Origin of the sequence: Bacillus sp. JNUCC-21 (assembly GCF_041222765.1) — a bacterium.
GTDB lineage: Bacteria > Bacillota > Bacilli > Bacillales > Bacillaceae > Bacillus > Bacillus velezensis.
The window spans coordinates 1,024,145-1,050,715 of sequence record NZ_CP166019.1 but is presented as its reverse complement, the minus strand read 5'-3'; the positions used below and the strand labels follow the sequence as shown (position 1 = coordinate 1,050,715).

Sequence of the window (26,571 nt, the reverse complement as noted above, 5' to 3'; positions counted from 1 at the left end):
ATTCCTTCTCCTTTCTACATGATCTCCAAGGTGACCCGGGTGCCTTTCCCGCCCGGTTCGGACGGATGAACGATTAATTTTTTCGGCAGACGCGCTCTCAGCTCCTGCACATGGCTGATCACTCCGACGGATAAGTTGTCCGATTGCAGCTTTTCGAGCGCCGTGACAACGGTGTCTAAGAGCCCTTGGTCAAGAGTCCCGAATCCTTCATCTAAGAAAAAGAATTGCAGCGGGTATTGCCCCCGCAGCTGAATCTGGGCGGACAAGGCAAGCGCAAGCGACAGCGATGTCAGAAACGTCTCCCCGCCGGAAAGGCTTGATACGGGCCGTTTGACGCCTCCGTTCGCGTCATCACGCATGACGAAACCGCCTTCTGAATCGACTAATATGGCATACCGCTGCCTTGTCAGCGCTCCGAGACGGGCAGAGGCGTCTCGAGCCACGCTTTCCAGCTGTTCTTCCGCTAAAAATTCGACGAATGTATTGCCTTTACATACAGACTGGAGCTTATCAAGCCTGTCAATCTGTGTCTGCCAGCTTTTCAGTTCGGCCTCAATCTCTTTAAAGCGCTTATGCTGTTTTTGCATAACCGCGAAAGCTTTTGCCTGTGCTCCTTTTTCCTCCATGGCGGCGCCTGACTCAGCCTCTGCCTGCTTCAGCAGAGAAACGGATGCTGTCCATTCTTCCTCCGATATCCGGCGCTCGGCTAATTTATCAGTAACACGGCTGATATTTGCCGATAGCTGTTTTGAGGTGTCCAGGAACTCATCTATTTCTTTTTTCATTTCCTCTGCACGCCCTTGCGGAAGCAGACTTTTTTTGACTTGGTCCGGGTCGGCAAACCCGGTGTCTTTTGACCTCACGCGCCAGTCGTTTTGCGCTTTCTCAAGGGAGGTCTCAGCATCCCTGAGTGACATGAGACTCCCGGATTCCCGGCCTTTTGCGTCATTCAGTGATTGCTGCGCCTGCTTCAGCGCATCGAATAGGGACTGTTCTTTGGATTTTAACAGCTGTAATTCCTGCCGCACCGCTTCAAGCTTTGCGGAAATTGATGTTTCTTCAGCTGCTGTTCCGAGCTCTTGTTCATATCCGTCAATCACCTGCTGCAGGCGCTCAGACGCATAGTGAAGCTCGAGCCGTTCCCGTTCAAGCCGATGCTTCATCTCCTGCAGGCGTTCTTTCTCCTCTTCATGTTCCTTGAGGAATGCGATGCTTGTTTCAATGCGCTTCTCACATTCTTCTGCCTGCCTGTCCTTCTCATCTATCGAAGCCTGCCAGGCGTCAATCCGGTTTGGCGGAATATCACCGCAGACTTCATTGTACTGATTCAATCGGCTTTCTGACAGCGATTCAAGCTCTTCTAATGAATGTCTGAGACGGCCGGCTTCTTTTTCCTCGTAGCGGATTCGTTCGGCAAGCTGCTCAGCTTGTTTCACCGTCTGCTGATGCGCGCTGATCAGTCTTGTGACCTTCTCTTTTACCGACAGCATATCCTGTTTCATTTGTTTCCACTCCAAGCGGACGGCGCTGAACGCTTCATCAAGCGGGCGTCCGCTGATGGAAGAAGCGGCTTCCAGCTCCGGAACCCGGGCGCTTTGCAGAAACGGACATTCTTCGGTAAAACGCCCCGACTGCTCTTCTAATGCAACCTTGGCTGTCAGCACCTCCTGAGAAAGAGCCGCCGCCTCAGAAAGCAGCGCTTCAACCTGCTGCAACTGTTCCTGCACAGCCGTATCAGGCGAGAATGTTTCATGAGCGGAACGCGGGCGGTCATGCTGCGTCGAGCCGCATACAGGACAAGGCTTTCCTTCGATTAGTTTTTCCGATAATTCTTTTGTTAATGCAGCCGTTCTCGCTTCCTCTGAGCGCCTGCGGAGATCGGCTTGCGTTTTGTCAGCCCGTTCGGCTGCGGCTTTCAGTGAACGTTCCGTTTCACAGACCATATGGTAAACGGTTTGAAGCGTTTGATAAGCGCGCGTAATGTCTTCCTCTTCCGTTTTCGCTTTCGCTGTGAGCGACTCGCTTTCTCCGTTCAGCTTCTCCACGTTTTTCAGCTGCGTTGTCAGATTGGCCCGCTCTTTCGTGATTTGTTCCTGTGTCTGCTGAAAGCCCGCCGCCAGCTGTGCTGCGGTCTGGCATTTTTTCCGTTCATCGGCGGTCACTTGAACTGCTTTCAGCTCTTCTTTCAGCTCATTCTGCCTGTTTTGGCCGCGGGTCAGGCGGTCTTTCACTCCGGCCAGCTGTTTCGAGGCGGCTTCGTATTCTTCCTCTTTTTTGCTGTGTTCCGCATTTGTTTTTTCCGCTTCTTTTTTCGCTTCAAGCAGTTTTTGTTCAATGGCTGAAAGTCTTTGATACAGCTCTTCTTCCTTGACAAGCTTCGGCTCCTGTTCGGCCTTATGGGCCCGCCATGCTTCATAGGCTTCATTTTGCCGGGTAAATGAAACGGTTTCCGCCTCTGATTTCCGTTTGGCCAGTTCGTGTTCCTGTTCGGCGCGCTGCTTCCGGCGGGCGGCTTCTGTGTAACGGTCTGCGTACGGCTCAAGGGCGAGAGCTGTTTCCGCCTCTTTAAGACGCTCAGTCAAATCCGTGATGTACGGGCGTCTTTCCTCAAGCTTTTTCTCCCGGCGCTCATATTCATCTCTTTCTGTCTGCAGGTTCCAAATTTCCTGGTGATTCTCAAAGCGCTCTTTTGCCCGGACCCGTTTCTTCTCAGCTTCTTCAAGCCGTTCGTTCGCTTCGTGAAACTGCTGTTCAGCCTGCTTCAGCGCATCTTCTCCTGCGTCTCCGAGCCCGGATTGTTCCGCCAGCATTTCATTTTTTTTCGCTGCCGCTTCCTGCGCCCGCCGCCGCAATTTTTTGACAAGCCTGTCCCCGTACTGTTCCAGATTAAACAGGCGCTGGAGCATATGTCTTCTTTCCGCGCCTTTAAGCGACAGAAACTCGGCAAACTTTCCTTGCGGCAGCACGACGGCTCTTGTAAAGTCGTCAATGGTCAGGCCAAGAAGCTCTTCCACCTTTTTGTTCACTTCATTCGCTTTATCGGCCAGCACCGTTTGTTCGTCTTTGATTTCAATCAGGCGGCAGAGGGCGGTTTTTACTTTCGTTTCATCCGTTCTCTTAAAAACGCGCTCGACCTTGTAGGAAACCCGGTGGCCGGATTGAAGCGCGAATGTAAATGAGACGGCGAGCTGATCTTCGGCATGATTCAAGATGCCGTGCGTATTATTTGCGGCGCGCTCCACTTTTCCGTATAAAGCGAGTGTCATAGCATCAAGGATCGATGATTTTCCGCTTCCGGTCGGCCCGAAAATTCCGAACACCCCGGCTCCGGACAGTCCGGCAAAATCAATGGTCTGTTCCTCTCTGAAGCTGTGGAGCCCTTTTATCGTTAACAGAATCGGCTTCATGTCGCATCCTCCTCATCATCTGCTGACGCAAGCTCTAAAAACAGCTTGACCATCTCCTCATCCGGCACGCCGCCGCCCGTTTGTTTTTCATAAAACTTCTTAAAGCGATCCTCAATTGATGTGTGTTTCACTTCAATCCGGTCATTGCCGGTCTCTTTTTCTTCAAAAACCGGCCTGATATGGATAAAGCCGGGATGCGCCTTTCTCAGCCGATGAATTTCCTCGAGAGAAAGCTGATCCGTCAAATGGATATCAAGATCGATCCAGGCATTCCGGTCACGCCCTTCATCGAGCCAGCCGTGAACCTCGCTCAGCCCCTGCGCTTTCCATTTGACGAGCGGTTTACCGGAAGACAGGAAAATCTCTTCCCACTTCGCTTCTCCGCCGGGCTTCGCTTCTACCACCGTCACCGATTTGGCATAACCGGCTTCCGAAAAGCTGTATGCCAGCGGAGAGCCTGAATAACGGGCAGCCGTCTTGGCGCGCTTGATCGTTTGCGGACGGTGGAGATGGCCGAGAGCCACGTAAGCCGCATCAGCCGGCAGGCTGTCAGCGGCAACTGTGTAAGCGCCCCCGACTTCAATCGGACGCTCTGAATCGGTCTGATTTCCCCCCGCGACATAAATGTGGCTCGCCGCGATTTTCACGGCATCGTTCCGGCACAGTCCGCACATGTGAGCAAACGCCTCTCTGATTTTCACATCGTAATGATCGCGAAGAAGCTTTTCCTCAAACGTATCAGAAAGCACTTCGTTTAATCTCGCCTCTGACGGATATGCCAGCGCAGCTACGGCTAACAGCTCGTCCGCCGACGGCACTTCAATATGCACGGGTTCTGTCCGCGGATAGCCGATTAAATGAATGCCGCGCTCATTTGTTAACGGAGAAGCCGCCGCCAGCCTGTCGGGATTGTCATGGTTTCCGGCAATGACGACAACCGGGCGCTTTCCGCCGTCAGAAAGCGCGGAAAGACTTTCGTAATACAATTGTTCAGCGAGCGCAGGCGGGTTGACCGTATCAAATACATCCCCCGCCATAATGACCGCATCAATGTTTTCTTCCTTGACAATGGTATTCAGCTCTTCCAGTACTTCGGCCTGCTCGCTCAGCCGGCTTCTGCCTTCCAGCGTTTTGCCGAGGTGCCAGTCAGCTGTATGTAAAATGCGCATACCGCATTCACCTCACTTTTTGATAGAAAAAAAGATCCGCTCCAAAAAGGAGCTTCGGATCTTGTTACAGTGTAAGAACGTGACCTCCATCGAAGAAATAGAGCGCACGCCCTTTCACTTTCGTTTTTGTAATTTGTTCAACCGCTTTTGTATACAATTCAATTTGTGTTTCATACCTTTTTTGCAGAATCGGAGCCGCGCCTTCAAATCCGTTCCGGAATTTCCCCTCTATCCGATCAGTTTTATAGTCCAGCAAATAGAGACCGTCCGCAGTTTCATAGAGGCAGTCAATAATCCCCTGCACGAGCAGCGGTTCACCGGCCGTTTCGGCATCCTTGTACACCTCGCCGGCCGGAAGCGCCATACTGAACGGCACTTCCCGGTCAATCCGCAGCGCCCCGAGAAGGTCTTTCCCGATTTCAGTTCCGAAAAACTGGACAATTTCTTCTATATCAATAGCTTCCTGCTGTTCTTCTGTCAGCAGCTCTTTTTCGTAAAGCATCCGGACCGTCCGCTCCGCTTCTTCGGCAGTCGGAACGTGCGTCAGCGGTATGTGCTGCATCACCGTATGCATCGCCGTCCCTTTTTCGGCGGCTGTCAGCCCTTTTTTCATCATAAAACCGGGACGCCTGTATAAAAGCGTGTCTCCTGACGGTTTGATGAGAGAGCGGCCGCTGTATTCATCCTCGTATTCTTGCTTTCTCTTCAGCTCAGAAACTGACTGCTTCGTTCTGATAGCCGTCAGCTCTCGGTACGGATATTCCCATTCAAGCAGACGGCGCGCCTGATCATCAAATGAAAACGAATCAGGAATCGGCTCGCCCTGCTGAATCGCTTTGAGACGTTTGCTCTTTTCTTCAGCACGTTCTTTTGGATTCTCTTCCAGCAATTCACTTTGCTGCAGCATCCGGATATGAAAACGCGACGGGTCGCGCGCGATATCCTCAGATGAGGAAAGTCCCGGCGTCCTGTGCGCCTCCATGTCACGGTGGCGGATGAGCGCCGGCCCGATAAAGTCCAAATAAGATGACGCCTGATAGCGGTCGAATTCAGAAAGAAGCCAATCGGCCCGGTCTGCTTGCGCCTGCCATTTGGCCAGCTGTTTTTCCCGGTTTTTGCAGGAACCGACGAGAAACAGCTTTTCCTTCGCTCTGGTCAGCGCCACATACAGTACGCGCAATTCTTCGGATAAGAGCTCTCTGCGCATCTTTTTCTTCATCGCCACAAGCGGAAGAGTCGGATAGCTGATTCTGAGTTCCGGATGAATATACTTCGTGCCGAAACCGAGCTCTTTATCAAGCAGGTATGATTTGTTGAGATCCATCATATTAAAACTTCTGCCGAGTCCGGCGGTGAAAACGACGGGGAATTCAAGTCCTTTGCTGCTGTGGATCGTCATCAGCCGAACGACATCCTCCTGCTCGCTGAGCGCCCGGGCCGTCCCCAGATCATCGCCGCGCTCCTGCATCCGTTCAATGAACCGCAAAAAGCGGAATAACCCGCGGAACGCCGTCGCTTCGTACGAGCGCGCCCGGTCATACAAGACGCGCAGATTGGCCTGGCGCTGCTTTCCGCCGGGCATGCCGCCTGCATAGTCAAAATATCCGGTATCGCGGTATACTTCCCAAATCAGCTCAGACACCGAATGATTCGTCGAAAATGACCGCCACTTTTGCAGACTGTCATAAAAGGTTCTCAGTTTTTGATACAGTTCATCATGTCTGTCAGCGTTCGCTATATATGCTTTCAGCGCTTCATAAAACGGCGCTTTTTTCTTTTCAAGGCGTATCAGCGCAAGTTCATTTTCGTCACAGCCGACGATGGGCGAGCGCAGCACGGAAGCAAGCGGAATATCCTGATACGGATTATCAATCACCTTCAAGACTGAAAGCGCCGCAGCCACCTCCACGGCTTCAAAGTAACCCGACGTCAAATTGGCGTACACCGGAATGCCCTGGTTTTTCAGCTCTTCCATTAATTGCGGCGCCCACGGCATGGAGCGCAGCAAAATTACGATATCCCGGTACTGGATATTCCGGTGTGTTTTTGTTTTGCCGTCATATACCTTAAACGGAGATGAGACAAGCTTTCGGATCTCCCCGGCTATCGCTTTCGCTTCCCAGTGCACAGTTTCAAAGTCTTCGGCATCCTCGGAGCTGTCTGCGCCATCAGCGCTGTCAATGAGCAGCAGTTCCGTTTTTGCCGCGTCATTCGGCGGATACGATGCGCCGAGCTTCAATGCCGCCTGTTCATCGTAATCCACTTCGCCGATTTTTCCGCCCATCAGCTGCTTAAACAAGAAATTCGTACTGTCCAAAATATCGGAGCGGCTGCGGAAATTTTGGTTCAGGTCAATTTTCTGCCCCGTGCCTGCCCCGCTTTCTGTAAACCTTTTATATTTCCCGAGAAACAGCAGCGGCTCAGCAAGTCTGAAACGGTAGATCGATTGTTTGACGTCGCCTACCATAAACAGATTTCCCGCCTCTTCATTCCCGCTTTTAACAAGCTGCAGGATAGACTCTTGCACAAGATTCGTATCTTGATATTCATCAACCAGAACTTCATGGAACTGGTCTTGATAATAAACGGCCGCTTCGCTCGGCACCCGCCGGCCTTCTTCATCAACCGCAGTTAAAATCGCCAGGCAGTAATGTTCCAAATCTGAGAAATCAATAATTGATTTTTCTTGTTTCGCCGCTTCAAATCGTTTTCCGTACGATATCACGAGCTGAACGAGCGTTTCGATGACAGGCTTCATATCTGCTAAACTCTTTAAGTGATCTTGCGGACTTCTTGTAAAATAATCGGTCTTTACCTTTTCGATCAGTTTCTTCGCGCCGTTTCGCAAATCGGTCGCTTCGTCCAAAAGCGCTTTGTCAAATTCATCACCCTTTACCGCCTTCGCCCGTTTAAAGGAGACTGCGGGAACCCGTTCATACAGCGCATCGAAGTCATGCCGGCAGCTGATCAGCTCTTCTATCTGCTGAAGGTCATCCAGAAAATTATCAGCGCGCGGGGCCGGCCCGCCGGGCGCTTTTGTCAGTTCAAGCGCCTTCTCAAGCTTTTGTTTTGCCCCGAAAAGCGCCATTTCAGCATCTTCTCTCACATATTGGTAAAACGGAAGCTCTTCCATTTTGCTTTCTTCCGTCACATCATACAGGCGGACAAAGCTTTGCAGCCATACTTCCGGGTCAGGATGCGACCGGGAATACTCGTACACCCGTTTGACAAGGTCTTGAAGATCAAGATCATGCCTGTCTGTCGTATATCTGTCCGCAAGCTCAAAAAACGCCTGATTCCCTTTTGCGTATTCATCTTCAAACAGCTCATCAAGAACTTCGTCTCCGAGCAATTCGCCTTCCGTCTGGTCAGCCATCCGAAAACCGGGGTCAAGATCAATCATATAATAATATTTTTTAAGCACTTGCAGACAGAAAGAGTGAAGCGTCGAAATGCTCGCCCGATTCAAGAGAGAGAGCTGCCGTCTGATATGCAGAGATCCCGGATTTTTGGCGAGCTCTTTTTCTAATGCTTCCGCGATCCGATGCTTCATCTCCGCTGCTGAGGCGTTTGTAAAGGTCACCACAAGGAGCCTGTCAACATCAACCGGATCTTCTTCCGCGGTTATCTTTCTGATCATCCGTTCCACGAGCACGGCCGTTTTACCTGATCCGGCTGCGGCAGCGACCAGAATATCGCGGCCGGAAGAAACGATGGCGCTCCATTGGTCATCCGTCCATATGCTGTCTTTCGGTTTAGGAATTTGCATCATCATCCGCCTCCTTCTTCAGCCAATCCAGTATGGTGCCGTCTTTTTCCGCTTTCAGGCTGCGGTATTCATTTTCCTTAAGCGACTCATCAAACTGGCACACCGATTGAAACGCACAGTACGTACAAGGCGTCTTATCTTTCAGCTTATACGGAGTAATGGACACAAGCCCGTCCGTTATCGCTTCGCCCGCCTGTTCAAATGTCCGCCGCACATGGTCTGTCAGCAGATGAAAGTCCCGTTCGCTGACCGCGGCTGAGTCGGATCTTAAAGAACCGTCCTTTTTCAAACCGGCATTGACGATATTTGAACGCCCTTCCTCCAAAGTCGTGTCCATCAGGCTGATCGCCTCCCGGTCACCGAGGAGAAGGCCTTTCATTTTAAATTTCTTAAAAATTTCCTGCTCGATTTCATCAAGCCCCATCGGCAGACTGGCCTGAATCATCGGATCGTGGATATGGAAATACAAAACGCCTGCCGGGGTCGCTTTCATGCCGAGCCAATCTTCGGAATGTGTAATCGATAAGTCAAGATATGTGAGCATTTGCAGAGCGAGCCCGTAATACACCTCAGCCAGATCAAGCCCCCTGTCGCTTGATTTATAATCAACGATTCTCAGCAGCAGGCCTTTTGAACTTTCCGCTTTATCCACGCGGTCGATCCGTCCGACGAGTTCCATCGTACAGCCGTTTTTCAGCGTGAAAGTGAGCGGCGGCAGCGGCCCGCTTCCGCCGAAACCGAGTTCAAGACCGACCGGGACGAAACCGCTCGCCTTCGCATGCTCGCTTAATATGCCAGAAACACGCGTGACGATCTTCTGCAGTTTTTCCTTCACATAAAAGTGTCTGTTTGAGCTGAGCAGAATCTCTTTTTGCAGCTTTGGCGCAAGCCGTTCCACCGCTTCATAGGAGAAATTCCGGCACTGATCTTTCGTCAGATCGCGCCATTCCAGCTTCTGCTCACGAAGCCGGTCTGAAATCAGCTTCAGGCTGGAGTGAAACAGCTGGCCGATATCCGGCGCGTCCAGCTTGAAAAACTGCCGCTCTTTTAATTGAAGCCCGTGAGATGCAAAATGAGAAAACTGGCAGGCATTAAACGCCTCCATCCGGGAGACGCTTCCTTTAATATGCTCGCCGTAAAGCTGGCGCGAAACAGGCCGTTCAAGACGCTTCGCCTCATTGCGGAAAAACAAGCTTGAAAACAGCTTTTTCGCACGCTGGTGATCAGGCTCTTTCATCAGCACATTGTATGCGCTCCACCATACGTCACTGATCTCGTACTCTCTTGTCCACAGCCTGAGCTGACTTGCCGTATATGTCTGAGCCACCTGTTTATTGACGAGATACTGAAGCTGCTCTTCTTCGCTTACCTGCTCGGGATCAGCCGCTGACAGCTTTTCCTGATGATCGGGAAACAGCTCGCCAAGCCGGTTTACAACGATTGACGGCAGGAGCGTTTTTCCTTCCGCATCGGCAATCGGGTATGACACATAAAGACGGTCAGACGGACTCGACAGCGCCATATAGATGAGAAAATGCTCATCAAGCAGCCGCTCACGCCCCGCGGAAGACAGCTCCACTCCGACTGCTTTCAGCCACTCCCGGTCATCATCAGACAGCACGCCGTTTTCATCCGGGCGCGCCGGAAGAACGCCGTCATTGGCCCCGATGACGAATGTGCAGGACGTGCCGTACATTCTTGAGAGATCCATATTCCCTACAAATACTTGGTCAAGCGCAGGCGGAATTAAAGAAAAATGAAGCGATTCCGTTCCCGTTTCAAGCATTTGCTGGAACAGCGCCAAAGATATTTCATCTTCACCCATCATGCCGGCAAACTCCTCGAGAAGCTGGATAACGGCATCCCACGCCTGGCCGTGCTGCTGCGCTTCGATCATGTTTCCGGCCTCTTCGGCCCGCTGCCTTTTCCGGTCCAGCTTCAGGGGAACATCGGTATCTTCCAAAAAGAGATAAAGAGCCTCCGCCATGCTTTGAACCGTTTTCGCTTTTTTCATCCGGTTTTGAAGCCGGACAAGGGGCGCGGCCATCCACTCTTTCGTCTCATTCAGCATGTTCTCCATCTCTATTTCCTGATCTGTCTGCGCGAAATCCTCATCGAGCGATACGAAGCGCCTGTATACAAACCGCTCGCCGCTCGTCCAGCGCTCCCCTTTAATGCCGTAGGCGATACAGTAATTTTCAAGCTGATCAACCTGCTCCCTTATTTTCTGCTCCGGCTGATCAAGCGGGAATAACAGTTCGGTTTTCGCACAGCGGAACACCGCTTCATATCTCCAGTTCCCCTTCACGACATCCAGGCTTGAACGGATGAATTCAATAAGCGGGTGATGCTGCATAGAAGCTTTTCCGTCAATAAAATAAGGAAGCCCGTAATCGGCAAACACTTCCTTCAGCAAATCTTTATAATCTTCCGGCTGACGGATGAGAATCGCCATATCTTTGTACCGGTATCCTCCGTCCCGGACAAGTGATTGAATTTCCCGGGCAATACCTTCAAGCTCAGCTCTTCTGTTTTGCGCCTGCATGACGGTAAAAGCTTCCTGTCCGCCGGTATACGCCGCGGCGGGACGCACATCGTACTGCGACTCTATACAGGCAAGCTCCGGCGCATGCTGATGCCGCTTCGTGCCATGCAGTTCCTTGCAGGAAATATCGGCATTCAATTCCTTTGCCGTCTGATAAAGCTTATAGTATGTGCTTCCCGTCATTCTGAACAGATCGAGCTCATCCGGTGCCTGTTCCGCCGAAGGGCTGTCCGCCGTCAGCGAGAATGTGACATGTTCAGCATGCATGATCAGCTGCTCCAGCACCCTTAATTCCTGCGGCGTAAATTGATAGAATCCGTCGACGTAAACACGGGCGCCTTTTACAACGTCCGCCAAAGGAATCTGCTGAGCGAGCAGCGTCAAATAATCCTCTGAATGCAAATAGTGTCCGGCGAGGCTTCTTTCCATCTGCTGATATAAAATGCCTAAATCATGAAGTTTTTCAGACAGCATCCGCTCTCCGCGATATTCTGACGCCGTTCCGCTTTCCGCCATGCGTCGGACGTCTTCAGGCTCTATACAGTACCGCTTAAACTCTGTCAGCATCCGTTCCACCTGCTCAGTGAACCCGGTTTTGTCACTCGCTTTTTGATACACTTTAAACTCGTGCTTATATTCTTCAATCAGTTTCCTTAAAAGCATCTGCACACCCGTCGTCGTCACAAACGGGCGGTTCATGCCCCCGGTATGCTGAAGCACGCGCCACGCCAAACGCGAAAAACTGAACACTTGAGCGCGTATCATGCCGCCGATATCCGGCGTTTTAGCAAGCTCATATTCCATTAAAAACGTCATTTGATCCGGGACTAGAAAAATGATAGGTTTCCCGAACGGCTCCCGGCGCAGTTCATCTTGAATGCTGTCGATAATCAGCCTCGTTTTCCCACTCCCCGATCTGCCTACTAAAAACTCAACACCCAAATTAAAAGACCCCTCTCTTTTTATCTTTCTACATTTTATCGAAAGTTGACGAAAATGACCAATCTCATCTGCTGGTAAAAACGGGATGACTGTTTTAAAAAATTTCGTTTTTGACCAAAATAAAGAAAAAAGGACTAATGATGATGTCAGAATATCCCGAAGTAATTGTACGGACGGCTCTGTCGTTCAGCATTCTGTTTATCGGCGCCCGGATACTCGGTAAACAAACCATTTCACAGATGACGCTTTTTGATTTCATTGCGGCCATCTCGCTCGGCGCCATCACGGCAAATCTGTCGTTTAATACAAAGCTGCCGATTCATTATCATGTCATTGCCTACATTATTTTCGTGGCAATCATTTACCTTGTCGCATATCTTTCTATGAAAAACAGGGTCCTTAGGGGTTTCTTTGCAGGCAAACCGACCATTATCATTCAAAACGGTAAAATACTTGAGCATAATATGAAAACGATGCGTTATACCATCGACTACTTGAACCAGCAGCTGCGTGTAAATGACGTATTTGACATTTCTCAGGTTCAGACTGCCATCATTGAAACAAACGGCAGCATGTCAGTGGAGGTCAAGCCGGAATTTGCGCCCGTTACAAGACAGGATCTCGGCATCTTTGCCGGACATGAAAAGAACTTTGCCGTTGAGCTGATTATGGACGGCCGGCTGGTGATGAAGAATCTGGAAGAAAACCACGTATCGGAAAAATGGCTGAGAGAAGAATTGGACAAGAGAAACCTCAAACCGGAAGACGTCGTATACGCTGTGCGCGGAAGCAACGGCCGGCTTTTTGTCGACACATACGACGACCATATTACATCGCCGCTAGATCAAGAATAAACATGACATCCGCACATGTCACGGGCTGCGGCCGTATAATACCCTATAAACATCCGGGGGTGAGTCCAATGCACGAGAATTTTTTTCATTATACAGCCATCTGCAGTGACGATTCTGTGCTTATCAAGGATCTGGTAAAATCCATAAACGGTGAATACAGCGCTGTGATTTGCTACTCAATATTAGCCGAAAAAGCGCCGACCGCAGAAATCAGAAGACGAATCGAACATATCAGAGAGGAAGAAGTGCGCCACCTGCACGCTTTTTCTTCTCTGTATACGTCAATTACCGGAAAACAGTTGACGCCGAAACAGACGGAGCATTGTCCGCACACATACAGAGAAGGAATGAGGGCGGCGTTTTATGATGAGCAGAAAACGAATGATTTTTATTTGCAGGCATCCGATAGAGCGGTGCATCCGGAAGCGAAGCGGTTATTTGCCCGCACGGCATTTGACGAGCAGCGTCACGCCGTCTGGTTTTTATACGATATGGCCCACTCTCCTTTCCACCATACAGGGGGAACGGTATCAAACGCGCCGAATACAAGCTACACCGAGGTAAATACCGGAAAATAACGGTTCAGGCAGATCACGCTCCCCCGCCGGGAGTCTTCAGACCGCAGACAAACCCCGTTCTTTCAACATGAGAGAATGGGGTTTACTTTTCGAGCTGCGTGATACTCTCTAAAAAACGGATAACTTCTTCATTGTATAATCAGCAAAAACCCTTTATAATAAAATAAACCAACCGGTCGGTTTTTAAGGAGCCGAACCTCATTTGGCGGAAAGGATCTGTGTGAAGTGACAAATACAAAAGGCGGTGCCGGAAAGAGCGAAAAGACGAAGAACAGGCTCGTATCCGCTTCGCGTGACTTATTTGCAAAAAAAGGATATTCAGAAACATCGATTCGGGATATTTTAGAGGCGGCCGAAATCAGTAAAGGCAATCTATATCACCATTTTAAAGGAAAAGAGTTTCTGTTTCTTCATATCATGGAAGAGGATCACCGCGTGATGATCGAGACGTGGAGGGAAATGGAAGCTGATCTGAAAGATGCTGCCGAAAAACTGGCGGGCTTTGCGGAGCTGCTCAGCCGGATGAGCATCAATTACCCGCTTATGAGAGCAAGTGAAGAGTTTTATGCGAGTGCGTTTACGTCAGAGGAGGTCGTAAAGCGGCTCAACAAAATTGATATTGAATATGACGATGTGATGAGGGAGATCTTAGAAGAGGGAAATCAAGACGGCAGCTGGTCCATTCATCATGTCGAATCAAAAGTAAAAATCCTGCTATCCGTCTTCTACGGTTTAGATGTGTTATATAAAAACGATACCATTCAGCAAAGAATCGAATTGCAAAAAGAAGCCATCTCCGTGTTTATTCACGGGTCGATCAGCGCTGATAAACAGAATGACAGCTGACAAAGGAGAAACAACATGCAAAAACCGATCAGAGAACAAAAGGCTGTACTCATCATCTTATTAAGCAATATATTTATTGCGTTTTTAGGCATCGGATTGATCATTCCCGTTATGCCGCTGTTTATGAATGTGATGCACTTGACGGGCAGCACAATGGGATACCTTGTCGCTGCCTTCGCCGTTGCGCAATTAATTGCATCCCCCATTGCAGGGAGATGGGTTGACCGCTTCGGCAGAAAAATCATGATTCTCGCCGGACTGTTTTTGTTCGCATTATCCGAACTGACCTTCGGATTGGGCACACATGTCTCCATTTTATATTTCGCAAGGGTGCTGGGGGGCATCAGTGCCGCTTTTATCATGCCCGCTGTTACAGCGTATGTCGCAGATATTACGACGGTGCAGGAAAGATCGAAGGCGATGGGCTATGTATCTGCCGCCATCAGCACAGGGTTTATCATCGGGCCCGGCATAGGAGGATTTATTGCCGATCACGGCGTTCGTATGCCGTTTTTCTTTGCGGCGGGAATTGCATTTATCGCAGTGCTTTCCTCTGTCTTTATGCTGAAAGAGCCGTTAACTAAAGAAGAACGCGCAAAGCAGCTGGAAAGCGTCAAAGAATCAACTTTCTTAAAAGATTTGAAAAAGTCGATTCATCCAAACTACTTGATCGCCTTTATCATCGTTTTTGTTTTGGCATTCGGACTGTCGGCGTACGAAACGGTATTCAGCTTATTTACAAACCATAAATTCGGCTTCACGCCAAAGGATATCGCCATTATTATTACGTTCAGCTCCATTGTGGCGGTCCTCATTCAAGTGCTCGCGTTCGGAAGACTTGTCAACTTCCTCGGGGAGAAAAAAGTCATTCAGCTTTGTCTGATCATCGGCGCTGTGCTGGCTTTCGTTTCTACGGTGATGTCAGGATTTTTGCCCGTGCTCGCTGTCACCTGCATCATTTTCCTTGCGTTTGATTTACTGCGCCCGGCACTGACTACTTATTTATCGAAAATCGCAGGAAATCAGCAGGGGTTTGTTGCCGGTATGAACTCAACATACACGAGTTTGGGCACCATTTTCGGCCCGGCTCTGGGCGGTATTTTATTTGATATGAATATTCACTTCCCGTTTCTGTTCGCAGGTGTGGTTTTATTTCTCGGTCTGGGATTGACCTTTGTGTGGAAAGGAAAAGCGGGCGAGGTTTCGGAGTAGGGTGCACTCACCCATCTCCGGAGCTTTTTTTGCGTTTGCGATAAGAAAAATGAATGGATTATGAGAAATAATTCATTATTTATTTATCTCAAAATCTATACTATAGTAATAGTAAGGTTAACGAGCTTAACAATTTAATATGAATGTTTCAGGAAGAAGGGTTTTCATTGAAGAAAGACAAACATCTCCTTACGGATATCTGGTTTATTCTCATCAGTGCGGCAGGGGGGTTTCTTCTTTCGCTTACAGGGATGTCGATCGCCTGGATGCTCGGAACGCTGGCCGCCGGCTGCATCCTCTCCATGACGAGGCCCCGCTGGCTGTTCATGGCGCCTGACAGAAGAGGGATTCACCGCAGATGGCTTGCGGCGGGACAAATGATCCTCGGCATCGAACTCGGCCAGAAACTGAACCTGTCCGTTCTGTCGGTTTTACGGGAGCATTGGCTTCCGGTAGGCTTCATGCTGATTTTCTCTATCGTGATGGCGCTTGTTTCCGGATATGTGCTCTTTCGGTTCAGCCGGACGGACATGATGACAAGCTTTGTAGGCACGGCGCCGGGCGGTTTATCCGCCATGCCGGGTATCGCCCAGGAAGTCGGCGCAAACACCGCGATTGTAAGCCTTATTCAGCTGACGCGTGTCCTTTTGGTCGTCATGACAATACCGTTTCTCGTCATTTTCTTATTTACCAAACAAAACGGTGCGGCTCAGACATCAGCCGGAGCCGTTTCGGCAGGAGCTTCACATCCGGGCCTTACTCCCGTCTTGTTAACGGCCGGATTTATTTTGGCTGCCTGGCTTGCAAGCAAAGGCGCAAAACGGCTGAAATTTCCGGCCCCTTGGCTGCTCGGCAGCATGATCGGCGTTGCTGCTGCGGAAATCGGCGTGTCCGCCTTGGCGGGCAAAGACATGCTGGCCTGGTGGCCGCCGGAAGCGAACCAGCTGTCACAAATTTTTCTCGGCGCCACAATCGGATCAAAAATGTACAAAAGCATGTTCACCGGTGTGGCGAGAGTGCTGACCGTCGGATTTATTTCTTCCGTCGGATTAATCGCCGCCATGATTCTGAGCGCGATTGCGGTTTCTAAATTAACGGGCATCTCCATGATTACATCTGTTCTCGCCTTTTCTCCCGGCGGGATCGCCGAGATGGCGGCGACTTCGATCACCCTGCACGAAGACTCGACTTTCGTCGTCGCGGTTCAGGTCATCCGGATCGTTCTCGTCATCGCCATGCTTCCGCCCTTCTATCGGCTGCTGCACCACCTTTCTCAGCTGAAACGGGCACACGGCGAGAGAGGCCGGGCAGAAAGAGGAACATGATCCGAATAAAAAAACACGCATCCATATGCGTGTTTTTTATTTGAACAGCTCTCCGCCGCCATTTACAGATCGCCAGTTTGCTGAAAGATCACGGAACAGCCGTTCAGCAAATAACAGTTCTTCATCTGTATAGCGGTCTAAAAACGCCAAGAGCCGCTTTTTTATCAATTCATGATATTCATGATGAAGGGAATGCAGCTCTTTCCCGGCAGGAGTCAGCCGGAAATAGACTTCTTTTTTATTGTCGCTCAGCCGGGTCCTGCGCAGAAAGCCGGCTTCCAAAAACTTCGCGCAGCTTCTCGACACGGTTGGCTTTGTCGTCTTCATTTTTTCCGCTATTGACGTGACATTGATCGGTTCATGATCTCCGATACACGACAAAATGTGAATTTCCGTCAAGGTCAACTGTAATTTTTTTCCGTTTTCTTCACGGAGTTCGTCCATCCGTCCGGCCAACGACGCCCTGATGTCCTCCTGACACCTCTCCTGCTCGTGAAAAATATCTGTCAGCCCTTCAAGAATCATGTGTTTTGCATGGTCTGGCTGTCTTCTGTCCAACTGCTGAATCACCCTTCCGTATTGATTGTTTCTTTTACTATAACGTTTTGTTACACAAGAAACAATCACACAGGCGCATAAAAGGGCATCAGATGAATCCCCATCTCTCCAAACCGGCCAGAACGGCTTCATCCGCTTCACGTCCCAAGCCGCCGGCTGCCCATGCCGCGTGGCCGTCCGGCCGGATTAAAACGGTGTGGACGTCATCCCAATCGGCACGTGTTTCAGCAAGCTCCGCCCTGACAGCTGCCACGCTGTCCGTATCAATACCGGCAGGAATGCTCCCTCTTAATGACAAAAGCACAAAGGCGCCCTTATGAAGAAAATCATACAGCCGGGCCGGCCGCCCGTCATGAAGGGTCAATTCGATATCCGGCAGGCGTTTTCCGTTCAGGATATGCGGCGGCAGCTCCGCATCCGGTTCATAATGCAGATCAAGCGCGGATACTTTTCCCGCCAATAAACGGTTGGACTCCTGAAAATCCAGCAAAGCCATCGTCTCTCTTAATGCCATCCCCGACTCGGTAAAATCCATGAGCTTTATCTGGGTTTTTATATTGTGCAATACTTCTTTTCCTGTGCTGTGCCTTTCCTGATGATAGCTGTCCAGAAGATGAGGCGCCGCTTTCCCCTTCATTTGCGCCGCCAGCTTCCAGCCGAGGTTGAAGGCATCCTGAAGCCCCGTGTTCAGCCCTTGGCCGCCTGCGGGAAAATGAATGTGCGCCGCATCACCGGCCACAAAAACCCGGCCTGATCGGTATTGTTCGGCCTGACGCTCGGCATTGCCGAACCGCGACATCCATACCGGATCACTCAATCCGAAATCAGTGCCGCATATCCGCCGCAGGTCTTCTTTCAGCTCATTTTCGGTGACCGGCTCTTCCTTCCGCTTTTGCGGAGCGTGCGGAGAAACGATGAGGACGCGGAAAAGTCCGTCCGTAAGAGGGACAATCACAACCGATCCCTCCAGGCGGCACGTTGAAAAAAAGGAAGATTCGGGCGGATGTTTCAAAGCGGCATCACAGAGCGTTCCTGTTAAGTCGGCATCAGTGCCCGAAAAAGCGATGCCCGCCTGTTTCCTGACAATGCTCCCCGCTCCGTCTGTACCCGCGGCATATAAGCTGTGAAGAGTGCGGATCCCGCTTTCGTCCCGGAACACCGTCTCCACTCCGTCATCCGTCTGGGTGACAGCCACCGCTTCCGCCCCGCGGATGATGTCTGCGCCGAGACTTGATGCATACTCCTCCAAAATCCGCTCCGTTTCTGCCTGAGGCAGCATTAACGAATAATTCTGCTTCGTATCCAGCCGAGAAAAATCCAGCCGTGTATCCAGCATGGAAAAATGGCCGGAAGACACCTTCGTCCCTTTTTCCAAAAAGCGTTCCAATATGCCTCTCATGGCAAAAAGCTCAAGTGTGCGCGGATGCATGATAAGCGCTTTGGAATATGGCACCGTCTTCTTCAATCGTTCAATAACAGTCGTTTTCACTCCGGCCAGCGCCAGTTCTGATGCAAGCATAAGCCCGACCGGACCTCCCCCGATAATGGCAGCCTGTGTTTTCATCTCATCAGCCCTCTTTCATATTTTTTGTTACACGGGTAACAAAATCACCAAAAAATAAAACGCCTCCTTTTTGTTTCGCGCGTAACAATTTTCATTATAGTCTTCCCTCTGCTTTTTTACAATCATTTCCGAAAAAAAAGACGCCGTTTACTTGGCGTCTGATTCACTGATGACTCCGACAATGTCTTTATCCTTAATCGGACCGAAATGACGGCTGTCGAGGCTGTATATGCGGTTGTCGCCAATAACAAAGTATTGTCCCTTCGGTATGCTTTTGCGCCCGGTCGTTTCCTTCAGCGTATAATCACCGGTCACATGGCTCCCGGCGGACAATGATGACTTTAACGGTTTTAAAAACGGTTCCGCCACCCGTTTTCCATTCACATACAGCTGATCCTCCCTGTATGCGATTGACTCGCCGGGGAGCCCGATGACACGTTTGATCAGCACTTTGCGGTGCGGGCCTTTAAACAGGACAATATCGAAACGGCGGATCGTTTTGTAACGATGGGAAAACTTGTTGACCATCAGCTCATTTCCTTGTTTAAAGGTCGGATTCATGCTGATTCCTTCGACTTTATAATCAATAAAAATGGCATTCTTTAATTGTATGGCCAAAACAACGATAAGCACGCCGGCTATAAACCAAAATCGTTTTTTCAAGATTCCTGTCTCCCTCCGTCTTTCTCATGCTGACTGATTCTCGTCTGTAAACGCCGTTCGATATGCTTTCCGGCATACCACAGCACCGCGATCACTGTAATGGCGCCCGCCATCCTGAAAGGCTGTGTCATGAGCGCGTGTAGATCATATCCGATAAAGCTGATCATAAAAATCATGACCATTTTCCCCATAGCGGCTGCTGAAATAAACTGCAGCGCCCCCACCCGTGACAGACCGGCAACGATATGAACCGCAGCGGACGGCGTAAAGGGGAAGCAAAGTAAAATAAACAGCGGACCGAAACCGTGCCGCTCAACCCAGAGCATCATCCGCCTTATGGTCTGATGCCTGCGGATGAAACCGAAAGCTCTTTTCTGTCCGAAACGGCGGACGGCATAAAACATCAGCATCGATCCTGCCGCAGACCCGAGCCATGACAGAAAAAAACCTTCCCACAAACCAAATGCATTCGTATTCGCCACCACAAATACAACGAGCGGCAAAAACGGAAGAAACGCTTCAATAAAAGGCAGTGCAGCCGCAGCCGCCGGGCCGAAAGCTCTATAGCTTTGGAACCATTCCGTCAGCTGTTCCTCAGTCAAATATGATAAAAATTGCTCCAACGTTTATACTCCTTAACGAGTTTGTCTATCCTTATTCTACACATTATCTCCAAAAAACGAAAATGTTTACGAGATTTTCCGACTTGAAATATCGTGTAAGCGAGTATAAAATAAGAACAAACGTTCTCTTTTTTTAAGAAAGAAGGAGTATTTATGCCTGACATCCGGAGCGGCACCCGCGATCTCATCGAAAAAGGGCTGTTTCTGCCCATGGCGGCTGCCATCCTGAACCGGGACCTCGAAGCGCTTGATTCGTGCCCGTTCAAATTAAAACAACCCTATAAACAGCTTATCAGCTGCTCTTTAAAATTAGCACAAAAGGATTTGAGTGATGTTCGAAAAGAGTTAAGAAAGCGTAAAATTAAAATATACGAAGCGGAAAGAGACGAAGCATTTACGCTTTATATATGCACCATTAACGGCTATGAAGAAAAACACCGTTATTTCAACCCGAGAATACGGGAACAGGTAACCGCCTTATTAGAATATTACCTGTCTCTTGCGACCATTTAAAAAGCAGCCGGGACTGCTTTTCCTTTTCAACTGATAAATTTCAGACTATTCACACTATACATTCGACATGATTTTCTTTATAATCGGGACACGCTGTTTTCAATGAAAAGGAGGAATGTTATGAAACTGATTCATGTTCTCGCCGCCCTGCCCTTTTTCGGAATTCTCGCCGGCATTCCATTTGCCAACCGGGTGACGCCTTATGTTTTCGGAATGCCTTTCATTCTCGCGTATGTCGTCATCTGGGCGGTGCTGACTTCCGTTCTGATGGCCGCCGTTTACAAATTGGACAAAGAAAATAAGGCGGGTGAGGCGGAATGAACGCAGCATTTCCCGTAATGGCCGCCGTGCTCCTGTTTTGTGTATATCTCGGAATCCGGGCCCGAAAAGGAAAACATATGGACCTTGAACAATGGACGGTGGGCGGACGCGGCTTCGGCACGATGTTTGTCTTTTTATTAATGGCGGGAGAAATATACACGACCTTTACATTCCTCGGCGGAAGCGGATGGGCTTACGGAAAAGGAGGCCCCGCCTTTTATATTATCGCGTACGGCTGCCTTGCCTACATTTTGTCATATTGGCTTCTGCCAGCCGTGTGGACTTACGCCAAACAACACAAACTGATGTCGCAATCAGATTTTTTCATTTCAAAATACAACAGCCCGCTCCTCGGCATTCTCGTATCGCTCGTCGGCATCGCATCCCTCATCCCCTATCTCGTCCTGCAGCTGAAAGGGCTCGGATTAATTGTTTCAGCAACGTCATACGGACAGATTCCGCCCTCAGCCGCTGTCTGGATCGGCGCTGTCTCCATCACGATTTATGTGATGATATCAGGAATCCACGGTTCAGCGTGGATATCAGTCGTTAAAGATATCATGATTTTAGGCATCGTCCTGTATTTAGGCATTTATCTGCCCATTCATTACTATGGCGGATTTACGGAGATGTTCAAACAAATTGACGCCGCAAAACCCGATTTTCTCACGCTGCCGGAAACCGGACAGAGCGTTTCCTGGTTCAGCTCAACGGTTTTGCTGACCGCCCTCGGCTTTTATATGTGGCCCCATACATTTGCCGCTTCCTATTCGGCGGAGCATCCGCGGGTGTTTCGGAAAAACGCAATCATCATGCCTCTTTATCAGCTCGTCCTGCTGTTTGTCATCTTTACCGGATTTGCGGCGATTCTGCAGGTCCCCGGTTTAAAAGGGGCGGACACGGATCTCGCCTTATTAAAGCTGTCTGTGAAAACCTTTGATCCCTGGTTTGTCGGACTGATCGGATCGGCGGGCATTCTGACGGCGCTTGTACCCGGTTCAATGATATTAATGGCCTCAAGCACGCTGTTCGCCAAAAATGTGTACAAAGCCATTCTGCCCGGCACGACTGACGAAAAAGTCTCACGGCTCGCAAAATACGCCGTACCCGTCATCGCGCTGATATCCGTATATTTTACGCTGAAAGGCGGAAATACCATCGTCACCTTGCTTTTAATGGGCTACAGCCTTGTCACCCAGCTTTTCCCCGCCCTCTTATTCAGCCTGCCGAAGCGGCGTTTCATCACAAGCCACGGCGCTTTTGCCGGCATAACGGCCGGGGTCGGAACGGTGGCCTTCATTACGCTGACCGAATCAACCATCGGAACCCTCTTTCCGTTTCTTCCGCAGATCGTTAAGGATATGAATACAGGCATCATCGCACTGGTTCTGAACATTGCCGTCATGTTTGCAGTCAGCGCCGCAGTCAGAAAAAAACAAATCAGCGCAGCCGAAAAGGCGGCTTAAATGGTAAGATAGCGGTAAGATACACGAAAGGGGAAAAACGCATGATCATGACAACGACCGAAACCGTTGCCGGAAAACAGATTACGGAAGTGAAAGGCTTGGTGACAAGCAGTATCGTCCAGTCCAGACACATCGGCAAAGACTTGCTTGCAGGCTTAAAATCTGTCGTCGGCGGCGAATTGAAAAGCTATACTGAAATGCTGGAAGACTCCAAAAAAGCGGTGAAAGAGCGGCTGATCAGAGAGGCGGAGCAGCTCGGAGCGAACGCCATCGTCGGCCTGCGGTTCGAACTGACCGCAGGACAGAATACATCCGAATTAATCGGATACGGAACCGCCGTCACCGCCGAATCCATTTAAAAAACAAGCCTCTTTAAAGAGGCTTGTTTTTTTATTTCTCACATGCGATATAGTCTTTATCTCGGTCAAGTCTTTTATTTGCATTGTAAAGCGCTTTTGATACATACGGCTTGTACTTTGTTCTGCCGCCCTTGTTTTTCACTTTCGACGATTTGGCCACGCCGCCCTTATACACCTTATTCAGCGCCTTGCAGTTTTGATACGTTTTCACCTTTGTTTTCGCTTCTGCCGTCTGCCCCGCTCCGTATGAACATCCGAACACAAGACCGAAAGACAAAAGCACAGCTGCCGTCTTTTTCATTTCTATCCTATCCCCTCTCCTAAGTTATGCGGTATTGCTGAACATATCATAGTTCAAATAATCTCCATTTACAAGATAAATAGGAAAATAGTTTCAAATTACGTCCGACTGTATATCTTTTATGGAATTTTTCCCAAAACCTTTTATAATATGAATTGATAGCGCGATCTGACTATGATGATAGGAGGAGAAATGATGATGAAAAAAGGGCTTTTTGCGGGTGTGCTCACTACAGCCGTTCTATTCGGCACATGTACGGCGGAAATTCCGGGGTTGATCAGTCCCAATACGGCGGAAGCGGCGTCCCAGCTCAGCAAAGGAATCGGCGGAAGGGCCTACCTGAACAGCACGGGTTCTGTACTCGTCACGAAAATTCAGCTTCCAAGCTCAATTCAAGTGTCAAATGGGACAGCCTATATTTACTCAGGATTTACCGGAGGCACAGAGGCTGATATCGGGCTTCAGTACAGTGACACCTATCATGTATGGAAACCGATCATGAAAGTCGGTTCAAAGGGACAAGGCCAGGTCAAGTATCTGGAAGGAGAAAGCCAATTCACCTATACAAAAGGCTTCCGGCCCGGCAGCACCGTACAGCTGACCATCTACAAAAATCTGAACGGCAATACCCGCGCCACATATTGGGGCACGAATAATGACGGATACACCGGCCGCATCATCTCAGAACTCGCCCAAACAAATGTAGGCTCTGTCTCAAAATGGAAAGCGCTCGCCACCGTCGCGGTCACATCAGAGGATCAGCGCCCTTACATCAAATCAAACTTCTCAACAGCCTTTACGAACATCACGATTGACAATAAAGCAGTCACACCTGTGATTGATACACAGGATTTTGCCAAATTGACAGTGTCAGGCAGCAGCGTCAGCATGTCTGTCGTCAAATAAAGAATGTTGAACGCACGATTTCTGTCATCGTGCGTTTCGTGAGGGTCTGCCGGATACGCAAATCCCTTATTTTTCGGATTACGTTTAATAAACAAACTCTGTTACATTCAAAATATCGATTTCTATATAACAATTAGAGGAACCTCATTTGTTGAGGTTCCCCGTTATTCTCCAACTCACGCACCGGTTAACTTCACATACTGTCAGCCGGCTCAGGGCTGTCCAATTTTAGTTAGAATATAGCTTTAACAGGTCTTGTGCTGGAAAACGATCTGCATCGTTCGCCTCAACAAAATATGCCAACTGCCATTTTTGTGTTTCGATAGCTTGTTTGCTAGTGGGATTTTCCCATTCAGGGTAAACTCTAATTGCCATTTTTCCTTTTGTAGCGGCTGTTTTAAGGATATTTTGCTTTACAAGAACTTCTTTTGGAAAAACGAATTGTCCAAAATGATTATTACTGGCAAAAGTATTGATAACCAATAAATCAGCAGCTTTTTCATATGAAAAGGCTTGGTTTTTACCATCTCCATCTTTTTCCCAAAAAGCAACAAACTGTCCTATCTTGTTAGGCGTTATTTTTGCGACTCTGAATCGAACTGACTTTGAATGCAGTTGAAACATACCGGCCCCATACTCTGAGTTTTGAGCTTCTTCTTGAATATCATGTATCGTTAAGTGATTTGGTTCATAAAAAATTTTATTTACATATGTTAACGCCTTATAAAATTCATTCACTGCTTCGTACTCCTTATTTTTTATAGTACGTCATCCATTGCTTCTTGATTAAAATGGGCTGATCATGTGTTTCCAATAAAAAAACAGCCCTCCTCAGGGTTGTTTTTTTAACATTTCTTTCATTATTTCCGCCAAAATGCTGAGCAGTCCGCCTTATCCTGAATATTGAATTGAATCATGCGTTCAAGCAGCTCATAATGCACCGGTTCAGTCCATTGAATTCTGAACAAACGGGAAGTAGCGCTGTAGCCGGCACAGGCAATGTCCTCGGCAAAATGCGCAATTCCAGCTTCTTCGGGGGAAACACTTACATGATGCTTTGCTGCCGCAAAGCCGATAATAAAGGTGCCGTGATCGGTAAACATCGGCGTGTTCCACTTGATCTGCGCTTCTAAGTTCGGAAATTGGTCAGCCGTCCACGACAGGATTTCCTCCATTCGCAGACGATGATCAGGGCTGTCGATACTTGATAAATAGTCTTTGAAAACGTCCATGTCTTCCTCCTTCAACATCACGTCCGCTAGCGCCAAAACCCCGGATTTTCAGCTTTTTCCTTGATGTTAAATTCGATGATCTTCTTAAGCAGATCATAGTGCACCGGATCAGTCCATCGAATTCTGAACAGGCGCGAAGAAGCGCTGTACCCGGCTTGAGCGATGTCATCGGCAAAATGCTCCATCGTCTCTTTTTCAGGTAAAATGCTCAAATGATTTTTTGCCGCGGCAAACATAATGATATAGGTGCCGTGATCGGTAAATGTCGGTTTGTTCCACTTGATCTGCGCTTCTAAGTTCGGAAATTGGCCAGCCGTCCACGACAAAATTTCCTCTGCTTTGAGACGGTGATCCGGGTTGTCGATTCCTGATACATATTTTGCAAACACATCCATGCCCATCTCTCCTAAAATGAAATATCATTACTCTTTACATCATCATAGCCAACAGACGGACACGATACAACTCTGCCCGGGCATGTAAATCGAAAAAAGCCCTCCCCAAAAGGAGAGGACCCGTCCCTTCACATCACAGCTTTCTCTAATATCTCTCCCCCAGCTCCCGCAAAATAAAGTCGTAGATCATTCTTGTCCGCTCTTCTTTCGGATACAGCATGAATTCCTGCCGCTTCGGGACATGACTGCCCATCCTGTCCTGAAAAGTGGTTCTGAGATAGGCGGTTCTGTAAACCTGATTTTCAAAAGAATGATAGGATACTTCCAGTTCCATCGTTTTGCCGTTTGAGAACGTGACCGCTGTGTCATCAAATGCCGTCGGTTGAAAATCTTTAACGTGCACATGAGATATCCAGCCGCATTGAGGCCTTGCAGAAGAAAGTGTAGGGAATAAAAAGATGTGATTTGAAGGGTCCACCATAATCGGCGGCTTGTGAGAAATTTTAATCGCTTCATATGTTCCCGCTTTTCTCCCGGCATAGCTGGAGCCAAAGTAGCGGCAGCTTCTGTCGATGATGTGAATCGGCTTCATGCTGACATACAGAATGCAGTCTTTTTCAATGACCTTCGACCCCATTTTACCGTCTATTTCCTCAGGCAAAACAGCGATGGTTGAACGATTTACTTCGTAGCTTTCTAAGGGTGCGTGTGTTTTCTGGCACATAATGTGCAGCCTCCAATCCTTTTCTTGAAAATTTATACTAATAATCTATCATCTGTCATTGGAAAACGACAGGTTTTTTTTGAATATAGCTAAAAATCACCTTTTAAAGATGTAATTTAGTCTTAAATTACTATTTAAATATTGTTTTTCTTTTTCGTTTCACCTCATTTATACGATGATCATTTTCGTTTTTTCGTCAATTTGCAGGATATGTCGATATATCTCCAAGTATTAGTTGTCTAAAGATTATAAAAATTAATTGATTTTTCCGGCCGTTATCCATATACTATAAAAAAGGC

At 48.9% G+C, this 26,571-nt stretch carries 23 protein-coding genes; 10 read left to right on the top strand and 13 right to left on the bottom strand.

Annotation, left to right across the window (positions count from 1 at the left end; genetic code table 11):
• Nucleotides 1-14 precede the first annotated feature (14 nt).
• The 4 genes from sbcC to addB all read right to left on the bottom strand — a co-directional run bounded on the left by sbcC (nucleotide 15) and on the right by addB (nucleotide 11,832).
• Entirely contained in the window at nucleotides 15-3,407 is a 3,393-nt protein-coding gene (gene sbcC, locus JNUCC21_RS05415; protein ID WP_072588966.1) for an exonuclease subunit SbcC, read from the bottom strand.
• A complete protein-coding gene (gene sbcD / locus JNUCC21_RS05410) occupies nucleotides 3,404-4,576 on the bottom strand; it encodes an exonuclease subunit SbcD (RefSeq protein ID WP_043021321.1) in 1,173 nt (390 codons plus the stop codon). Before sbcD ends, sbcC begins: the two co-directional genes overlap by 4 nt.
• 64 nt (nucleotides 4,577-4,640) lie before the next feature.
• Nucleotides 4,641-8,345, bottom strand: a complete 3,705-nt coding sequence (addA, locus tag JNUCC21_RS05405) for a helicase-exonuclease AddAB subunit AddA (protein ID WP_369878812.1) — start codon at nucleotides 8,343-8,345, stop codon at nucleotides 4,641-4,643.
• Nucleotides 8,332-11,832, bottom strand: coding sequence for a helicase-exonuclease AddAB subunit AddB (gene addB, locus JNUCC21_RS05400; protein WP_069007028.1), 3,501 nt, complete (start codon nucleotides 11,830-11,832; stop codon nucleotides 8,332-8,334). Before addB ends, addA begins: the two co-directional genes overlap by 14 nt.
• Before the next feature lie 140 nt (nucleotides 11,833-11,972).
• Here addB and JNUCC21_RS05395 point away from each other — a divergent pair, with 140 nt between their 5' ends.
• The 5 genes from JNUCC21_RS05395 (at nucleotide 11,973) to JNUCC21_RS05375 (ending at nucleotide 16,647) form a co-directional block, all read left to right on the top strand.
• Nucleotides 11,973-12,686: a DUF421 domain-containing protein gene (locus JNUCC21_RS05395; RefSeq protein WP_079891472.1), complete on the top strand. Its 714-nt coding sequence runs from the start codon at nucleotides 11,973-11,975 to the stop codon at nucleotides 12,684-12,686.
• A gap of 68 nt (nucleotides 12,687-12,754) precedes the next feature.
• The gene (locus JNUCC21_RS05390) at nucleotides 12,755-13,264 is read left to right on the top strand and encodes a ferritin-like domain-containing protein (RefSeq protein ID WP_216062194.1); all 510 of its coding nucleotides are present in this window, start codon (nucleotides 12,755-12,757) and stop codon (nucleotides 13,262-13,264) included.
• Nucleotides 13,265-13,489: 225 nt separating this feature from the next.
• Entirely contained in the window at nucleotides 13,490-14,110 is a 621-nt protein-coding gene (locus JNUCC21_RS05385; RefSeq protein ID WP_012117247.1) for a TetR/AcrR family transcriptional regulator, read from the top strand.
• A 15-nt stretch (nucleotides 14,111-14,125) separates the two neighbouring features.
• Complete coding sequence (locus JNUCC21_RS05380; protein ID WP_072588964.1) at nucleotides 14,126-15,322, top strand: MFS transporter; 1,197 nt, start codon at nucleotides 14,126-14,128, stop codon at nucleotides 15,320-15,322.
• A gap of 167 nt (nucleotides 15,323-15,489) precedes the next feature.
• On the top strand, nucleotides 15,490-16,647 hold the full coding sequence (locus tag JNUCC21_RS05375) for an AbrB family transcriptional regulator (protein WP_052827240.1): 1,158 nt from the start codon (nucleotides 15,490-15,492) through the stop codon (nucleotides 16,645-16,647).
• Between the two features lie 36 nt (nucleotides 16,648-16,683).
• Here JNUCC21_RS05375 and JNUCC21_RS05370 read toward each other — a convergent pair whose 3' ends face one another.
• The 4 genes from JNUCC21_RS05370 to JNUCC21_RS05355 all read right to left on the bottom strand — a co-directional run bounded on the left by JNUCC21_RS05370 (nucleotide 16,684) and on the right by JNUCC21_RS05355 (nucleotide 20,055).
• The gene (locus JNUCC21_RS05370) at nucleotides 16,684-17,205 is read right to left on the bottom strand and encodes a MarR family transcriptional regulator (protein ID WP_012117244.1); all 522 of its coding nucleotides are present in this window, start codon (nucleotides 17,203-17,205) and stop codon (nucleotides 16,684-16,686) included.
• Between the two features lie 88 nt (nucleotides 17,206-17,293).
• Complete coding sequence (locus JNUCC21_RS05365; RefSeq protein ID WP_369878664.1) at nucleotides 17,294-18,769, bottom strand: monooxygenase; 1,476 nt, start codon at nucleotides 18,767-18,769, stop codon at nucleotides 17,294-17,296.
• 147 nt (nucleotides 18,770-18,916) lie between these two features.
• Nucleotides 18,917-19,432 (bottom strand): signal peptidase I, encoded by a 516-nt coding sequence (gene lepB, locus JNUCC21_RS05360; RefSeq protein WP_003155158.1) that lies wholly within the window; start codon nucleotides 19,430-19,432, stop codon nucleotides 18,917-18,919.
• Nucleotides 19,429-20,055 (bottom strand): TVP38/TMEM64 family protein, encoded by a 627-nt coding sequence (locus JNUCC21_RS05355; RefSeq protein WP_059367273.1) that lies wholly within the window; start codon nucleotides 20,053-20,055, stop codon nucleotides 19,429-19,431. Before JNUCC21_RS05355 ends, lepB begins: the two co-directional genes overlap by 4 nt.
• Nucleotides 20,056-20,208: 153 nt before the next feature.
• On the opposite strand from JNUCC21_RS05355, the gene JNUCC21_RS05350 reads away from it, so the two are divergent.
• From JNUCC21_RS05350 to JNUCC21_RS05335, 4 genes are all read left to right on the top strand, one after another.
• On the top strand, nucleotides 20,209-20,568 hold the full coding sequence (locus JNUCC21_RS05350) for a hypothetical protein (RefSeq protein WP_012117241.1): 360 nt from the start codon (nucleotides 20,209-20,211) through the stop codon (nucleotides 20,566-20,568).
• 120 nt (nucleotides 20,569-20,688) lie between these two features.
• The gene (locus JNUCC21_RS05345) at nucleotides 20,689-20,889 is read left to right on the top strand and encodes a DUF3311 domain-containing protein (RefSeq protein ID WP_007409181.1); all 201 of its coding nucleotides are present in this window, start codon (nucleotides 20,689-20,691) and stop codon (nucleotides 20,887-20,889) included.
• The gene (locus JNUCC21_RS05340; protein ID WP_369878663.1) at nucleotides 20,886-22,355 is read left to right on the top strand and encodes a sodium:solute symporter; all 1,470 of its coding nucleotides are present in this window, start codon (nucleotides 20,886-20,888) and stop codon (nucleotides 22,353-22,355) included. Before JNUCC21_RS05345 ends, JNUCC21_RS05340 begins: the two co-directional genes overlap by 4 nt.
• A 41-nt stretch (nucleotides 22,356-22,396) precedes the next feature.
• Complete coding sequence (locus tag JNUCC21_RS05335; protein WP_003155166.1) at nucleotides 22,397-22,714, top strand: YbjQ family protein; 318 nt, start codon at nucleotides 22,397-22,399, stop codon at nucleotides 22,712-22,714.
• Nucleotides 22,715-22,745: 31 nt separating this feature from the next.
• On the opposite strand, the gene JNUCC21_RS05330 is transcribed toward JNUCC21_RS05335, so the two are convergent.
• On the bottom strand, nucleotides 22,746-23,015 hold the full coding sequence (locus JNUCC21_RS05330) for an excalibur calcium-binding domain-containing protein (protein WP_003155168.1): 270 nt from the start codon (nucleotides 23,013-23,015) through the stop codon (nucleotides 22,746-22,748).
• 195 nt (nucleotides 23,016-23,210) lie between these two features.
• Here JNUCC21_RS05330 and JNUCC21_RS05325 point away from each other — a divergent pair, with 195 nt between their 5' ends.
• On the top strand, nucleotides 23,211-23,921 hold the full coding sequence (locus JNUCC21_RS05325; protein WP_015239530.1) for a YrpD family protein: 711 nt from the start codon (nucleotides 23,211-23,213) through the stop codon (nucleotides 23,919-23,921).
• A 228-nt stretch (nucleotides 23,922-24,149) separates the two neighbouring features.
• On the opposite strand, the gene JNUCC21_RS05320 is transcribed toward JNUCC21_RS05325, so the two are convergent.
• From JNUCC21_RS05320 to JNUCC21_RS05305, 4 genes are all read right to left on the bottom strand, one after another.
• A complete protein-coding gene (locus JNUCC21_RS05320; protein WP_012117237.1) occupies nucleotides 24,150-24,659 on the bottom strand; it encodes a MepB family protein in 510 nt (169 codons plus the stop codon).
• Nucleotides 24,660-24,781: 122 nt separating this feature from the next.
• Nucleotides 24,782-25,153 (bottom strand): iron chaperone, encoded by a 372-nt coding sequence (locus JNUCC21_RS05315; protein WP_015239528.1) that lies wholly within the window; start codon nucleotides 25,151-25,153, stop codon nucleotides 24,782-24,784.
• Nucleotides 25,154-25,179: 26 nt separating this feature from the next.
• Complete coding sequence (locus tag JNUCC21_RS05310) at nucleotides 25,180-25,548, bottom strand: iron chaperone (protein WP_012117235.1); 369 nt, start codon at nucleotides 25,546-25,548, stop codon at nucleotides 25,180-25,182.
• 145 nt (nucleotides 25,549-25,693) lie between these two features.
• Nucleotides 25,694-26,272, bottom strand: a complete 579-nt coding sequence (locus tag JNUCC21_RS05305; protein WP_012117234.1) for a competence protein ComK — start codon at nucleotides 26,270-26,272, stop codon at nucleotides 25,694-25,696.
• Nucleotides 26,273-26,571: the final 299 nt, after the last annotated feature.

Coding starts and splice junctions, on each gene's coding strand:
- sbcC (WP_072588966.1), bottom strand. CDS start 3,407: ATGAAGCCGATTCTGTTAACGATAAAAGGGCTCCACAGCTTCAGAGAG.
- sbcD (WP_043021321.1), bottom strand. CDS start 4,576: ATGCGCATTTTACATACAGCTGACTGGCACCTCGGCAAAACGCTGGAA.
- addA (WP_369878812.1), bottom strand. CDS start 8,345: ATGCAAATTCCTAAACCGAAAGACAGCATATGGACGGATGACCAATGG.
- JNUCC21_RS05395 (WP_079891472.1), top strand. CDS start 11,973: ATGATGTCAGAATATCCCGAAGTAATTGTACGGACGGCTCTGTCGTTC.
- JNUCC21_RS05390 (WP_216062194.1), top strand. CDS start 12,755: ATGCACGAGAATTTTTTTCATTATACAGCCATCTGCAGTGACGATTCT.
- JNUCC21_RS05380 (WP_072588964.1), top strand. CDS start 14,126: ATGCAAAAACCGATCAGAGAACAAAAGGCTGTACTCATCATCTTATTA.
- JNUCC21_RS05365 (WP_369878664.1), bottom strand. CDS start 18,769: ATGAAAACACAGGCTGCCATTATCGGGGGAGGTCCGGTCGGGCTTATG.
- JNUCC21_RS05350 (WP_012117241.1), top strand. CDS start 20,209: ATGCCTGACATCCGGAGCGGCACCCGCGATCTCATCGAAAAAGGGCTG.
- JNUCC21_RS05345 (WP_007409181.1), top strand. CDS start 20,689: ATGAAACTGATTCATGTTCTCGCCGCCCTGCCCTTTTTCGGAATTCTC.
- JNUCC21_RS05340 (WP_369878663.1), top strand. CDS start 20,886: ATGAACGCAGCATTTCCCGTAATGGCCGCCGTGCTCCTGTTTTGTGTA.
- JNUCC21_RS05335 (WP_003155166.1), top strand. CDS start 22,397: ATGATCATGACAACGACCGAAACCGTTGCCGGAAAACAGATTACGGAA.
- JNUCC21_RS05330 (WP_003155168.1), bottom strand. CDS start 23,015: ATGAAAAAGACGGCAGCTGTGCTTTTGTCTTTCGGTCTTGTGTTCGGA.
- JNUCC21_RS05325 (WP_015239530.1), top strand. CDS start 23,211: ATGATGAAAAAAGGGCTTTTTGCGGGTGTGCTCACTACAGCCGTTCTA.
- JNUCC21_RS05315 (WP_015239528.1), bottom strand. CDS start 25,153: ATGGACGTTTTCAAAGACTATTTATCAAGTATCGACAGCCCTGATCAT.
- JNUCC21_RS05310 (WP_012117235.1), bottom strand. CDS start 25,548: ATGGATGTGTTTGCAAAATATGTATCAGGAATCGACAACCCGGATCAC.
- JNUCC21_RS05305 (WP_012117234.1), bottom strand. CDS start 26,272: ATGTGCCAGAAAACACACGCACCCTTAGAAAGCTACGAAGTAAATCGT.